Genomic DNA, 13,558 nt, shown 5'->3' on the forward strand with positions numbered 1-13,558 from the left:
TACTAAAAATATCAATCTATTAATATTTTTAGGATCTCCTTTATGCTAATCAAGCACAAGCTTATTGCTAACACCGGTATTTTGGTTTTATCAATGGTCTTTATGTTGGGCTTACTTAATTTTACTATGTCGTCTTTGGAAACTGATATAAAAATTGCTCGAGAAATTGGCAATATCGAAACCGAAATTTTACAGTTGCGTCGTAATGAAAAGGATTTTTTAGCTAGAAAAGATATCAAGTATTTTGAGGCGTTTAGTGAAAATTATGCTGAGCTTATAAGAAATATTAGTTCACTTGAGCAAGCTTACGAAACGATAGGCAAAGACCTTCCTGAATTAAATAAGCTTCGCGCTGTGCTAAATGATTATCAACAGTTCTTTAAAGACTTAGTTGATGCACAAAAAGATCTTGGTTTATCTTCAACCGACGGTCTATACGGCTCATTAAGATCTGCTGTTCATGTAGTTGAAGAGTCGATTGGTAATAGTGACTATAAATTGCTGAGCAATATGCTACAACTTAGACGCAATGAGAAAGACTTTATGTTACGTCTCGATACGAAATACGTCGACCGTTGGAATAATAATGCCAGTTCTTTTGTTCAAGACATAAATGTAAGCAATTTATCCAGTGATGCTAAATCACAAGCTATTGATAATATCTCTCTCTATGAACAAGCATTTACAGACTTTGTTGCCGGACAAAAACGGCTTGGTTTCACCGCTAAAGAAGGTTTAAAAGGTGATATGCGTAACGCTGTTCATCAAGTGGATGAAATTTTAGATAAACTTGTTTTACTGAGTAAAAATGAGGTTGTTGAGCACACCAAATTTGTTGACTTGGTTGCCTACAGTGTCTTTTTTAGCATATTACTTATTGCCATCAGTTTTGCCTTTTTTGTCAGTAGAAGTATTTTATTAAGCATAAATCAGCTAAACGAGACCATGAAAAAAGTGGCTGATACTCAGGATTTATCGTTGACCGTATCTACTCACAGTGATGATGAACTCGGCGAAATGGCCACTATTTTTAATAATATGCTGGGTAAATTTAGAAACTTAATTACGGCCGTTAACCTTTCTGTTGATACTGTGCACGAAGCAACAGATAGTTTATCAAAAAATATTCACCTTGCTAATGCCGGAGTCGACTCACAAATTCAACAAACGGATATGGTCGCTACCGCGGTGACTCAAATGGTTGCGACCGTTGATGAAATTGCTAATAATACCAATGCCGCTGCGAGTAAAGCTGAAGCAACCAATAATAATGCGATTAGTGGTAAAGAAGGGGTTGAGCAAACTATTGCGAAAATTGATGAGCTTTCTGAAAAGTTAAGGGAGTCAGAAAATATAGTGCACGAACTTGCTAAAGATAGCGATACTATTGGTTCAGTATTAGATGTTATTCGAGGCATAGCAGAGCAAACAAACTTACTGGCGTTAAATGCGGCTATCGAAGCAGCCAGGGCGGGTGAACAAGGGCGTGGCTTTGCTGTGGTTGCTGATGAAGTTAGAACATTAGCCAGTCGGACTCAAGATTCGACACAAGAAATTGAAACGATTATTAGTTCATTGCAAGGACGAACCAAAGAAATTGTTTCTCATATGGCTATTTGTCGAACACAAGGGCAAGACAGCGCTGACCAAGCAAGCTCAGCGGGTAAAATGCTAGAAGAAATAACCTATGATGTTTCAACCATCATGGAAATGAATACAGCTATCGCATCAGCCATTCAAGAGCAAAGTACGGTCGCTTCTGAAGTTAATCAACATGTGGTTGAGATAAGAGACGTCGCCGAACAAGCCGGGCTAATATCTCATCAAAATGCACAAATGAGTGAAGAGTTATCTCAGCAAGCGGCAGTGTTGAATAATGAAGTGAGTCAGTTTAAAGTTTAGAAATATACTTTTCTCTTGAAGATACCGAACAGGTATTTTCAAGAGAAAACGTTATCTCTGTCTAGTTATTACTAGGCAAAATTCGCTAAATAAAAACCATCTTGAATGTTCGTGTTAACTTATTCTATTTTATTTCACTTCAACAAAACTAATCGACGCTTCTCTATTTTGGCTTGTGGTTAAACTTGAACAATAGCTTTGCCAATTAATGTCGTAATTATCAAAGAGATTTTTGAATGTTTGGTCAGTGAAAATAGCGCCGTGCTTGTCATCAAATACTAAGCGGTGGCCATGCTTACCTAGCGGTTCAATATCAGTTAATAGCACGTCTTTTTTATGAAACACTTCTGGTATTTTAACGCCATTTTTAGCTTTCGTTTCTACGGGAGAAAATACTCTTAGGTATTCAAAGGAGAAGCTAAGTTGAAGGTTACTATCAAAATTAAGGGTTAATTTTTTTTGCTTGCGATCAAGCGTAAACTGAATGATTTTCATTAATTCCTGCGCTTATATTGGCTAAAAGAGTAGGAAGTTAACTTCCTACTCTTTTCTTTCTATAGAATAAAACGGCTTAAATCTTCATTTTTAACTAATTCAGAAATAGTGTCATCTACGTATTTTTGATCAATTATAATGACTTCCCCAGCACGCTTATCAGCATTAAATGATAGGTCTTCGATTAAACGTTCCATCATAGTATGTAAGCGTCTTGCGCCAATGTTTTCTGTACTTTCATTAACTTGCCATGCGGCATTAGCGATTGCCTGAATGCCATCTTCACTAAAAGAAACATGTACACCTTCTGTTGCCAACAAAGCAATATACTGTTCAGTTAATGATGCGTTTGGCTCAGTCAAAATTCTAACAAAATCATGGGTAGTTAGCGCTTGTAACTCGACACGAATTGGTAATCGACCTTGCAATTCAGGGATCAAATCAGATGGTTTTGCCATCTGGAATGCGCCTGAAGCAATAAATAAAATATGGTCTGTTTTAATCATGCCATGCTTAGTGCTTACTGTTGAGCCCTCAATCAGTGGTAGTAAGTCTCGTTGTACCCCTTCGCGAGAAACATCAGGACCTGAGCTATCACCACGCTTACAAATCTTGTCAATTTCATCGATAAAAACGATGCCATTTTGCTCTACCGCATAAATAGCCTTCTCTTTGATATCGTCATTGTTAACAATTTTGGCGGCTTCTTCTTCTTGCAACGCTTTAAAAGCATCTTTAATTTTTAATTTACGCTTACTGGTTTTTTCATTAGACATGCCCTGAAACATATTTTGCAGCTGCGAAGTCATTTCTTCCATACCAGGAGGAGCCATTATTTCAACCCCCATTTGTGGGGCAGCTAAATCTAATTCTATTTCTTTATCATCAAGTTGACCTTCACGAAACTTTTTGCGAAAAGCTTGACGAGTACTGCTATTATCCGTAGCTCCATCAGCGCCAAAACCGTCTCGTGGTGGTGGCAATAATATATCTAAAATTCGTTCTTCAGCGGCTTCTTCGGCGATATGTTTTACCCGAGCCATTTCTTGCTCTTTGGTCATCTTTATTGCCATATCAGCCAAGTCACGAATGATCGTTTCGACTTCTTTACCAACATAACCGACTTCGGTAAATTTAGTTGCTTCAACTTTAATAAAAGGAGCGTTGGCAAGTTTGGCCAGACGCCTTGCTATTTCTGTTTTACCAACCCCCGTTGGACCAATCATTAGAATGTTTTTAGGAGTAACTTCGGTGCGTAACTCTTCGTTTAACTGCATTCTGCGCCAGCGATTTCTTAAGGCGATGGCTACAGCACGTTTGGCATCACTTTGACCAATAATGTGGCTGTCTAATTCACTGACTATTTCACGTGGTGTCATATTCGACATGATAATTCCTTAAGCATTTTACTTATTTGATACACTTACTAAGCGAGACGAAAGTCGAGCTTTATAGCTCGTCAATCGTATGTTGATGATTGGTGAATACACAAATGTCGCCAGCGATTTTTAACGACTTTTCAACAATTTCAATCGCAGAAAGCTCGGTATTCTCTAACAGTGCAGTTGCTGCCGACTGTGCAAAGTTACCACCACTACCAATAGCAATTAAGTCATTCTCTGGTTGTATAACATCGCCATTGCCGGTGATGATTAATGAAGCTGTTTCGTCTGCAACAGCAAGTAAAGCCTCTAACTTTCTTAAGGCGCGGTCACTTCGCCAATCTTTAGCAAGCTCAACAGCGGCTTTAGTTAAATGGCCTTGGTGTTGTTCAAGTTTACTTTCAAAGCGCTCAAATAAAGTAAAAGCATCAGCAGTGCCGCCAGCAAAACCAGCAAGGACCTTGCCGTTATATAAACGACGAACTTTGCGAGCATTACCTTTCATTACGGTATTTCCAAGCGATACTTGGCCATCACCACCAATTGCTACTTTGCCATTACGTCTTACGGATACGATAGTTGTCACAATTAACCTCAAATATTTATTTATATCTATGAAGAATAGATAAGGCTAATTATGACTTTTTCAAGGAGGGAGCTAGATAAATGTGTCTATTATGTCAATCAGACTAATTTATTGTTCACTAATCCGTTGGATTTTATTTCCAAAGCCAAATTTGGCAGCCATTAACATTATTACTTTTTAGCTTATGTTTGTCTTTTTCTGCTTCACGTTTACGCTCATAAGGACCTAAAAACACTTTGTAATAAATACCGTTTTTACCTTTAGATTCACTTATTTGAGCCGTTAAGCCAGTAAAGGCAATATTGGCTTTTAATACTTCGGCTTGTCTCATCGTTCTAAACGATGCGCACTGCATCTTATACGGTCCTTTATCCTTAACTTCATATTTACCCACTTCAACTTCTTTACTCTTTAGGTTGTCAACATATGCCCATATCTCTTTTGGTGGAGCGGGTAATGCTTTTTCTTTCACCGCTTGTGCGTCTTCTTTGACTATTTTCACGGGAGAGACTTGCGGTTTATTGTCTTTAATTGACCATAATCCATAAATAAAACCACCGATCAATAATATGACTAAAAAGAGTAAAAACTTAAATTTTAAGGTGAAGGTTGGTTTAGGCGCTACCTTGCCTTTATAGGGACTTTTCTTTTTGTTTTGTGCGCGGGAAACGTAATCTTGATGAGCCATGAAATAATAATATACCGGTAAACGTCGGGTAATTCTAACCAAGTGGTAAGGAAATGACACTAGTTTAAAAAGAAAATTGTAACAGAAGGCTTATTACTTAAAGTTACCAACTTAAATCAAGTGGATCAACATCTACTGTCCAGCGTACTTTTTTCTGCCATTCATTCTGAGAAATAGCGTTAATCAGCTGATAAATAGCAAGATGAAGTTGCTTGCGTGATTTAGCTTGTACAATTAAATGATAGCGATATTTACCTGCTTTTTTCTCCATCGCAGCTGGCACCGGACCGGCAAATTGGCAGCCATCAAAAGTAAATTCGGTTAATGCACTGAGAAATTTTTCAGGATAAGAAGGATAGTTAGCTTCTGCCCGAAAAAGTGCTTGATAACTAAACGGTGGTAATAAGGCCTGTTTGCGCTCAGTTAACGCATATTTAGCAAAGTGTGGGTAACCGTTGTTGACTAAATCTTGCAGTAATGGATGTTCAGGGAAGTTGGTTTGTACTAATACTTTGCCGGGCTTACTTTCTCGACCTGCACGGCCAGCAACTTGCACTAATAATTGTGCCATGTGCTCGGCGGCACGAAAGTCAAAACTAAAGAGTGCACCATCAACGTCTAACACTGCAACCAGTGTTACATCAGGGAAGTGATGCCCCTTTGCCAACATTTGTGTACCAATCAGTAACTGATGTTTTTTATCACTGACTTCTTGTAATAATTTTGCCAATTCGCCTTTTTTACGAGTACTGTCGCGATCGATTCTTACGGTACTATAGTCAGCAAAAAGTTCGCCGATGCGCTCTTCTAATTGTTCTGTACCTTGTCCCATAGGTTTAATACGGACACTTCCGCAACTAGGACACTGGTATGGGATACGCTTTTGACTACTACAGTGGTGACAAATTAATAATTTTTTCCCTTGGTGCAAAGTATAAGGTTTATTACAACGCTGACAATCCGCTACCCAGTGACACTCTTGACAATTAATCGCTGGCGCATAACCACGGCGATTTAAAAATATTAAGGCTTGTTCACCGCGTTTAAGTGTTGTTTCAATCGCCTTTTTTAACGTACCTGATAAGCCATGTTCCATTTGCTGTTGGGCAACATTAATAAGACTGATTTTGGCTTGAGTACTTTGACCGGGTCTTTTAGTTAATTGATGATATTGATATTTACCCGACAATGCATTTTGTAGCGTTTCTAAACTAGGCGTGGCACTACCGAGTACAATGGGAATATTTAACTGACCCGCGCGTAAAATAGCAATGTCGCGCGCGTGATAACGAAAACTGTCTTGTTGTTTAAAAGAGCCATCGTGCTCTTCATCAACAATAATTAAACCTAAATGATGTAGCGGTGCAAAAACAGCTGAACGCGTGCCAATAATTATTGCGGCGGTGCCCCGTTGTGCAGCCAGCCAAGTTTGTAAACGTTCTTTGTCGTTTAATCCTGAGTGGTGCAAACAAATAGGTAAATTAAAGCGTTGTTCAAACCGACTGAGCATTTGTGGTGTTAGACCAATTTCAGGCACTAATACCAGTACTTGTTTATTGGCGGCGAGAGTTTTTTCCATCGCTTGTAAATAAACTTCGGTTTTACCACTGCCGGTGACACCGTCTACTAAATGACAAGAAAACTGCTCAAAGGACGCTTTCACCGCTGAGACAATAACCGCTTGTTCAACGGTTAAGGTTAGCTTTTCATTCTCAGCTAAAGCGTCTTGGTGATAGACAAAGGTTTCAGCTTTTTGTTGCCTTTCTTCAATTAACTTTTTCTTTTCAAGCGTATTTAATTGTGCTTTTGTATAGCCTAGTGTTCTAATTTCTGCCCAAGTTAGCCCCGGGTGGGTTTTAATGACATTATACAGTTCGGCTTGTTTGGGGGCTCGCTTAACTATTTTTTCTAATACCAGCTTTTCTTCACTGTCTTGCTCAAGCAAGAAACAATGCCAAGTGGTCGCTAAATCAATAGTAGGTTGCTCAATTTGACGAAGCAACACGGGAAGAGCCAGTTGTAGTACGTCTCCAATCGGGTGATGATAATAATCAGCACAGCGCAGTAAAAACTTTAACAGCGCGGGAGGAAAACGAAAGTTGTCATTGACTAAGCCAATAATCGGCTTAAGTTTTTTGTCGTCAATATCACAGACTTCACTGGTACTTATAATAATACCAATAACTTCTCTATGACTAAAAGGCACGATCACTCGTGCGCCTATTTGAATCTCGTCATCACTGATGGTTTGTGGCACGATATAAGTAAATAACTGACGCATAGGAACAGGAATAGCGACTTGAATATAACTAACCTGCATAACGAGTACTTTTTTGACAATAATTAAGCTTATTCTGCCGACTTGTTGTTAATATGCCAAGTACGATTTTATAGAAAGTTTAACTTTAATCACCTTAACGGATTAATTGTTCATTTTTTAGCAATTAGTGTCATTAGGCTATTGCTAAGCATGTGTCGATGATTTAAAATTCGCCTCCATTATTTTTAACTCGTATGGTGCTTAGCAGCAATAATGACTGACTAAGTGGCGATACGGCCTTATACAGAGGTTTCTATGAAAGACGGTATTCATCCTAATTATGTTGAGTTCAAGGCAACTTGTTCTTGCGGTAACATCATCGTAACTCGTTCTACAGCGAAAAAAGATATTCACTTAGACGTATGTTCAGCTTGTCACCCATTTTACACGGGCAAACAAAAAGCTGCTGAGACCGGTGGTCGTGTTGATAAATTCAACAAACGTTTTGGTGCACTTAGCAGCAAGTAATTTTGCGCTAAAATCAAAATGTAAAAAAAAGCGTCGTAAGACGCTTTTTTTATGCCTAAAATCCATTGAAATACCATTCAGCTTTGCCGTGATCTCAAAAAATATAATATTTTTCGCTTTTCTTTAAACCCTTTTCATAAATACTGTATCTTACTTTATAACGACACCATTATTGAGAGTTAACCTTTGGATAATCCGAAAGTTATTAACATTAAAAACTGTGCTGAACCGCCGATCCATATTGCTGTAAACCTTGCAAAAGAACGTGCAATTATTAGTCGAGCACAGCAGGGTGATCAGCAGGCTTTTTATCAACTTTATCAGCAGTATCATCGTAAAGTTTATGCTATTTGCTGGCGTATGCTTGCAGATAAAGATAGTGCCGAGGATGTTTGCCAAGAGGTTTTTGTACAACTATGGCAAAAAATAGCTAATTTTCGTGGTGAAAGTAAATTTTCTACTTGGTTACACAGTGTCACCAACAATATTGTACTTGGACACTTGCGCAAACATAAAAACTGGTTGCAACGTATCTTTAGTATCGAAGATCAAACCATGGCAGATATTGCCGTAGAAATGCCAGATAGTTCGGGTCTAACCGAATTAGATAAACATATCGCTCGTTTACCTGAAAGAGCTCGCTTAGTTTTTGTGTTGTTCGCGGTTGAAGGTTATCGCCATGAAGAAATTGCAAATATGCTCGACATGGCAGTAGGTACTAGTAAAGCGCAATACCATAGAGCTAGAAATTTGTTAATGGAGTGGATCGAGATATGAATAAATTATTATCAGAGCAAGCTTTACAAAAAGCACTGGCAAAATTACCTGATGAAATGACACCACAACGTGATTTATGGGCTGGTATTGAACGTGCAATTGAAGTTAAAACACAAGACAAACCCGTTTTTGTATCACCGGTGAAAAAAGTGTTTATGCCTACAGCATGGGCGGCATCTTTAGTGCTCGCAGTATTGGCTACTTGGTTTTCTTTTTCGCCTCAATTTTCAGAACAGCCGCTGGATTTAGCGCAACAAAATAACTCACCCCTGACCTTAGTAACTGCAATGCAAGAAAATTTTAAGCACACCAAGCAATCGATGTTGATTAGCTTTGGCCAGCCTAAAATATCGGCACTGCCAAAAGAAATTCAACAAGAGTTAATAAACCTAAGCTCAGCCCAAGCTACGATTGAAAAGGCTCTAAATGAAGACCCAAGTAATAATGATTTACTTAATTTATTACGTTGGACCCAAAAACAAGAATTAGATCTATTAAGCCAACTATACAGCCCTAAATGGCAGAGTATTTAAAGATAACACTATAAAGAGGTAGTTATGAGAGTTTTACAAAAAGTTATTCCGATGATGTTATTTTCAGCCGCTTGTTCAAGCTTTGCGGGTGAGCAGATAGACAAGTCATTACTGGTCAGTGATGTCAGTAGTGTAAATATTGAAAATTTACGCGGTAATATTACGGTTATTGGTTGGGATAAAAACACTATTTCGATAAAGGGAGAATTGGAAGACGACGCCGAAGGTTTACTCTTTAAGCAACAAGGATCGCGTGTGAAAATTAAGGTTGAGCTTGAAAATCATAGCAACAACTTCTGGGGTAACAATGCTAAAGGCTCAGTATTAACGATTCATATGCCTAAAAACATTCGTGTCAGTTTTGAGGGGATTGCCAGTGATATTAATTTTGATAACTTGCATGCCAGCGCCGAAGCAAAAACAGTAAGTGGTAACATCAAAGCGGTAAATTTGAGTGAACGCATTGAATTAATTTCAGTTAGTGGTGATATTAACAGTAGTAAATTATCAGGGAAAGTGAGTTTGTCGAGTGTTAGCGGTAATATTAAAGATCGTCAGTCACGTGGACGTTTAAGTTTGCGCGTGGTCAGTGGTGAAATTGACGCGCAATCAACAGCAAAAGAAGTGACGATCGAAAATGTCAGTGGCGATATTAACATAGGATTAAATGAGATTGACGAACTTACCGTTGCAAATGTCAGTGGCGATCTTTCAGCAACGTTATCGTTAAATGATGGTGGTGTCGTTAAGATGTCTAGTGTTAGTGGCGGTTTAGCATTAAAGCTACAGAAAAATGTTCAAGCAAGCTTCCGGTTATCAGCCAGTGCTGGTGGTCAAATCACTAATAAAATTACCACGCAAAAATCAAATAAAGCTAAGTATGGACCAAGCTCAAAATTAGACTTTGAAACCGGTAGTGCCAACGCGAACGTACGTGTAAATACGGTAAATGGCAATATTAGCGTCAGCAATTAATTTTTATGACTCTGGCATTGAAAATAGAACGAGTTAGGGCGCTTTCTGGCTCGTATTTATATTCTGTTTCAAAGTAAATTCTGCTAACCTACCAAAAGTTTTAATCTCGCATTTGCGATAGAGTTTTAGGGTATATAAATGGCAGAGCGCAAGCCAAATAAATTTTTCAAAGATAAAAAGTATTCTCAAGATAGTCAAATGAATGCTTTAAAAGTTCCACCTCATTCGCTTGAGGCAGAGCAATCTGTATTGGGCGGTTTATTGCTCGATAACGAGACGTGGGATCGTGTTGGCGAACGTGTTGTCGCTCAGGATTTTTATAGTCGTTCACATCGTATTACTTTTGAAACCATAGCTGCGTTAATTGAACTAGGCAACCCTGTTGATTTAATTACCTTATCTGAAGCTTTAGAAAACGAGCAACGACTTGAAGATGCTGGTGGCTTTGCTTACCTTGCCGAAATGATGAGGAATACACCCAGTGCGGCCAATATCACCGCTTATGCCGACATCGTTCGTGAACGTGCAGTTACTCGTGAAATGATCAGTGTGGCAAATGAAATTGCTGAAGCGGGTTATGATCCTCAAGGCCGTGCTAGTGCAGAGCTTCTCGATTTTGCTGAAACTAAAATATTTGCTATCGCGGAACAACGGGCTAACAAGTCCGAAGGGCCAGAAAACATAACCTCAGTACTAGAAAAAACAGTCGATCGTATTGAACAACTTTGTTCATCGCCAAATAATGGTGTTACCGGTGTTTCTAGTGGCTTTTCTGATTTAGATAAGATGACCGCTGGTTTTCAAAAGTCAGATCTTATTATCGTTGCTGCACGTCCATCAATGGGTAAAACTACCTTTGCGATGAACATCGCAGAAAACGCGGCGATGACTGAAGATAAACCCGCATTGATTTTTAGTTTAGAAATGCCTGCAGAACAACTGATGATGAGAATGCTAGCCTCATTAGGCCGTATTGACCAAACCAAAATTCGTACGGGGCAATTAGGTGACGAAGATTGGGCGCGTTTATCATCAACCATGGGGTTACTTATTGATAAAGGTAAGATGTTTATTGATGATGCCGCTGGTTTAACGCCAACCGATGTTCGCTCTCGTGCGCGCCGCATTGCCCGTGATCACGGTGGTATAAGTATGATCATGATCGATTACTTACAGTTGATGCGCGCGCCACAATTTGCTGATAACCGCACCTTAGAGATTGCCGAAATATCACGGTCATTAAAAGCATTAGCTAAAGAATTACAAGTGCCGGTTGTGGCACTGTCTCAGCTAAACCGTAGTTTGGAGCAACGCTCAGATAAACGGCCGATTAACTCGGATCTTCGTGAATCAGGCTCTATTGAGCAAGATGCCGATTTGATCATGTTTATCTATCGTGATGAGGTTTATCACGATGATTCAGAGTTTAAAGGTATGGCAGAAATTATTATTGGTAAACAACGTAACGGCCCTATTGGTCGTGTTCCGTTGACTTTCCAAGGACAGTTTTCTCGTTTTGATAATTATGCCGGCCCGCATGTATTAGATGAAGATTAATGGCATTAACGACCGCAACGGCAATTATTAATTTATCTGCGCTCAAGCACAACTTAGCGCAGATAAAATCACTTGCACCGACAGCAAAGGTGCTAGCCGTTTTAAAAGCTAATGCCTATGGCCATGGCCTTGAACGCATTGCGCACGCATTGTTTTCTGAGCAAGCTAAAATAAATGAACACGGTCATTCATCGATCACCGCTGATGCTATTGCAGTGGCAAGAATTGATGAAGCGCTGGCATTACGGTCTTCAGGTATTACTCAACCGATTGTCTTGCTCGAAGGTTTTTTTAATGCAAAAGACTTAGCGATACTTGCGGTCAATAATTTACAAACGGTTATTCATAACCATCAACAACTTGATGCTCTTTTATCGGCAACGCTTCCTTCTCCGTTAAAGGTTTGGCTAAAAATCGATACCGGTATGCACCGTTTAGGCATAAATCCAGAGGAGTTTAGCCATTTTTATCAGCAATTAACGGACTCAGTAAACGTGCAAAAAAATATTGTGCTAATGAGTCACTTAGGTTGTGCTGATGATAAAAGCAATCAGGCGACTCGCCAACAAATATCACTCTTTGAAAAAGTAACGTCAGGCTGTAACGAAGAACGAACATTGGCAAACTCTGCCGGTATTTGTGCATGGCCAGCAAGCCATTACCAATGGCTTCGCCCCGGGTTATTATTATACGGGATTTCTCCTTTACCCTTTGAAACTAGCGCAGCAAATTTATCAACTTGTGCGCCAGAGAGTGCTTTGCACAATAAAGATATAACCTTGGATGTTCTGCCAGTAATGACGCTGAAGTCAAGTTTGATCGCCGTACGTGAATTAGCCGCTGGCGAATCAGTCGGTTACGGTAATGCTTGGACAAGTGAGCAAAAGACTATTATTGGTGTTGTTGCCATTGGTTACGGTGATGGTTACCCTCGGCATGCTAAAAATGGCACACCTGTTTTGGTCAATGGACGAAGGGTTCCTTTGGTAGGAAGAGTATCAATGGATATGATCACTGTTGATTTAGGGATAAATGCACAAGAACAGGTTGGCGATGTTGTGACTTTGTGGGGAGAGCAATTATCTGTTGCCGAAATAGCGCTATGTGCAACTACCATTCCCTATGAGCTCTTATGTAATATTACTCGCCGTGTACAAATCACCTTGTCAGCGCAGTAAAGGTCTTTTTTAAATACTAAGTAAACTACTCATCTTCTTGGTAAAGTCGCCAAAAATTCATTTACAGCGCACTTAACCGCCACTGTTTATTATAATGTCATTAATTGTCAGTTGTTATTGAGTCAATAAACTAAATATAGCGTAAAAAATAAAAAACCTCGTTTATTACTAAACGAGGTTTTGGTCTATGACTACAAATTACTTAATTCACTATTTATCGAAACTGAACTCAATAAAAGCTTTACCAAATTCAGAATTTAACGGAATAATAATGATAGGGCCATCAGCTTTGTGGTGAATAGTATGGTTTTGACCAGAAACAACCATAGGCGTTGCCATGTCAAATTCAAAGCCTTTTTCGCTCAGCATACGCTTAGCGCCACCGGTGACCATATTAGTAATTTCACCGACTAAATCGGTAATTTCTTCATTGATTTCGTCAGGACCTTCGCCAACCATTTTTTTCATGGTGGCCAGTGCTAACTTTCCTTCAAAAGTAATTGATAGTGAGCCTTTTGTTTGAGCGCTCACCATACCAATTAAACCAGAAACATCGCCCATAGCAACTTCATTTTTTTTCAAACGAGGTTTTTCAGGTACTAATTCCATTTGTGCCATAGTAGACATTACATTGAGCATTGAAGATAAAAAAGGGTTAATAAACTCTACATTCATGAATGTTTCCCAAGGGCTTAGT

13 protein-coding genes are annotated in these 13,558 nt (G+C 39.1%); 7 read left to right on the forward strand and 6 right to left on the reverse strand.

The genetic code is table 11. The features are described from left to right. The first annotated feature begins 42 nt into the window (after positions 1 to 42). A complete protein-coding gene (locus H4J57_RS11940) occupies positions 43 to 1,902 on the forward strand; it encodes a methyl-accepting chemotaxis protein (RefSeq protein WP_182243050.1) in 1,860 nt (619 codons plus the stop codon). A gap of 129 nt (positions 1,903 to 2,031) precedes the next feature. Here H4J57_RS11940 and H4J57_RS11945 read toward each other — a convergent pair whose 3' ends face one another. From H4J57_RS11945 to priA, 5 genes are all read right to left on the reverse strand, one after another. After that, positions 2,032 to 2,397 carry a gamma-butyrobetaine hydroxylase-like domain-containing protein gene (locus H4J57_RS11945; RefSeq protein WP_182176480.1) on the reverse strand — a complete coding sequence of 122 codons (366 nt, stop codon included), beginning with the start codon at positions 2,395 to 2,397 and terminating at the stop codon, positions 2,032 to 2,034. Positions 2,398 to 2,456: 59 nt separating this feature from the next. Continuing rightward, on the reverse strand, positions 2,457 to 3,785 hold the full coding sequence (gene hslU / locus H4J57_RS11950) for an HslU--HslV peptidase ATPase subunit (RefSeq protein ID WP_070375003.1): 1,329 nt from the start codon (positions 3,783 to 3,785) through the stop codon (positions 2,457 to 2,459). Positions 3,786 to 3,846: 61 nt separating this feature from the next. Beyond that, on the reverse strand, positions 3,847 to 4,365 hold the full coding sequence (hslV, locus tag H4J57_RS11955) for an ATP-dependent protease subunit HslV (RefSeq protein ID WP_070375002.1): 519 nt from the start codon (positions 4,363 to 4,365) through the stop codon (positions 3,847 to 3,849). Positions 4,366 to 4,498: 133 nt separating this feature from the next. Continuing rightward, positions 4,499 to 5,053: an SPOR domain-containing protein gene (locus H4J57_RS11960; protein WP_182243052.1), complete on the reverse strand. Its 555-nt coding sequence runs from the start codon at positions 5,051 to 5,053 to the stop codon at positions 4,499 to 4,501. A 103-nt stretch (positions 5,054 to 5,156) separates the two neighbouring features. After that, complete coding sequence (priA, locus tag H4J57_RS11965; protein WP_182243054.1) at positions 5,157 to 7,373, reverse strand: primosomal protein N'; 2,217 nt, start codon at positions 7,371 to 7,373, stop codon at positions 5,157 to 5,159. Positions 7,374 to 7,628: 255 nt separating this feature from the next. On the opposite strand from priA, the gene rpmE reads away from it, so the two are divergent. From rpmE to alr, 6 genes are all read left to right on the forward strand, one after another. Beyond that, complete coding sequence (gene rpmE / locus H4J57_RS11970; protein ID WP_070374999.1) at positions 7,629 to 7,841, forward strand: 50S ribosomal protein L31; 213 nt, start codon at positions 7,629 to 7,631, stop codon at positions 7,839 to 7,841. Positions 7,842 to 8,075: 234 nt separating this feature from the next. Beyond that, a complete protein-coding gene (locus H4J57_RS11975; protein ID WP_182243154.1) occupies positions 8,076 to 8,618 on the forward strand; it encodes an RNA polymerase sigma factor in 543 nt (180 codons plus the stop codon). Next, the gene (locus tag H4J57_RS11980; protein WP_182203265.1) at positions 8,615 to 9,151 is read left to right on the forward strand and encodes a hypothetical protein; all 537 of its coding nucleotides are present in this window, start codon (positions 8,615 to 8,617) and stop codon (positions 9,149 to 9,151) included. Before H4J57_RS11975 ends, H4J57_RS11980 begins: the two co-directional genes overlap by 4 nt. Before the next feature lie 24 nt (positions 9,152 to 9,175). Continuing rightward, entirely contained in the window at positions 9,176 to 10,126 is a 951-nt protein-coding gene (locus tag H4J57_RS11985; protein WP_182243056.1) for a DUF4097 family beta strand repeat-containing protein, read from the forward strand. Positions 10,127 to 10,264: 138 nt separating this feature from the next. Further along, entirely contained in the window at positions 10,265 to 11,683 is a 1,419-nt protein-coding gene (dnaB, locus tag H4J57_RS11990) for a replicative DNA helicase (protein WP_070374997.1), read from the forward strand. Further along, positions 11,683 to 12,861: an alanine racemase gene (alr, locus tag H4J57_RS11995; RefSeq protein WP_182243058.1), complete on the forward strand. Its 1,179-nt coding sequence runs from the start codon at positions 11,683 to 11,685 to the stop codon at positions 12,859 to 12,861. The genes dnaB and alr overlap by 1 nt, the downstream gene beginning before the upstream one ends. 210 nt (positions 12,862 to 13,071) lie before the next feature. On the opposite strand, the gene H4J57_RS12000 is transcribed toward alr, so the two are convergent. Then, on the reverse strand, positions 13,072 to 13,536 hold the full coding sequence (locus H4J57_RS12000; protein ID WP_070374995.1) for a chemotaxis protein CheX: 465 nt from the start codon (positions 13,534 to 13,536) through the stop codon (positions 13,072 to 13,074). Positions 13,537 to 13,558: the final 22 nt, after the last annotated feature.

It is taken from the genome of Colwellia sp. BRX8-7, from assembly GCF_014077275.1.
Taxonomy (GTDB): domain Bacteria; phylum Pseudomonadota; class Gammaproteobacteria; order Enterobacterales; family Alteromonadaceae; genus Colwellia_A.

Excerpts from the sequence above, each read along its gene's own strand:
- rpmE (WP_070374999.1), top strand. The coding sequence starts at position 7,629 with ATGAAAGACGGTATTCATCCTAATTATGTTGAGTTCAAGGCAACTTGT.
- H4J57_RS11985 (WP_182243056.1), top strand. The coding sequence starts at position 9,176 with ATGAGAGTTTTACAAAAAGTTATTCCGATGATGTTATTTTCAGCCGCT.
- dnaB (WP_070374997.1), top strand. The coding sequence starts at position 10,265 with ATGGCAGAGCGCAAGCCAAATAAATTTTTCAAAGATAAAAAGTATTCT.
- H4J57_RS11940 (WP_182243050.1), top strand. The coding sequence starts at position 43 with ATGCTAATCAAGCACAAGCTTATTGCTAACACCGGTATTTTGGTTTTA.
- alr (WP_182243058.1), top strand. The coding sequence starts at position 11,683 with ATGGCATTAACGACCGCAACGGCAATTATTAATTTATCTGCGCTCAAG.
- H4J57_RS11960 (WP_182243052.1), bottom strand. The coding sequence starts at position 5,053 with ATGGCTCATCAAGATTACGTTTCCCGCGCACAAAACAAAAAGAAAAGT.
- hslU (WP_070375003.1), bottom strand. The coding sequence starts at position 3,785 with ATGTCGAATATGACACCACGTGAAATAGTCAGTGAATTAGACAGCCAC.
- H4J57_RS12000 (WP_070374995.1), bottom strand. The coding sequence starts at position 13,536 with ATGAATGTAGAGTTTATTAACCCTTTTTTATCTTCAATGCTCAATGTA.
- H4J57_RS11945 (WP_182176480.1), bottom strand. The coding sequence starts at position 2,397 with ATGAAAATCATTCAGTTTACGCTTGATCGCAAGCAAAAAAAATTAACC.
- priA (WP_182243054.1), bottom strand. The coding sequence starts at position 7,373 with ATGCAGGTTAGTTATATTCAAGTCGCTATTCCTGTTCCTATGCGTCAG.
- H4J57_RS11980 (WP_182203265.1), top strand. The coding sequence starts at position 8,615 with ATGAATAAATTATTATCAGAGCAAGCTTTACAAAAAGCACTGGCAAAA.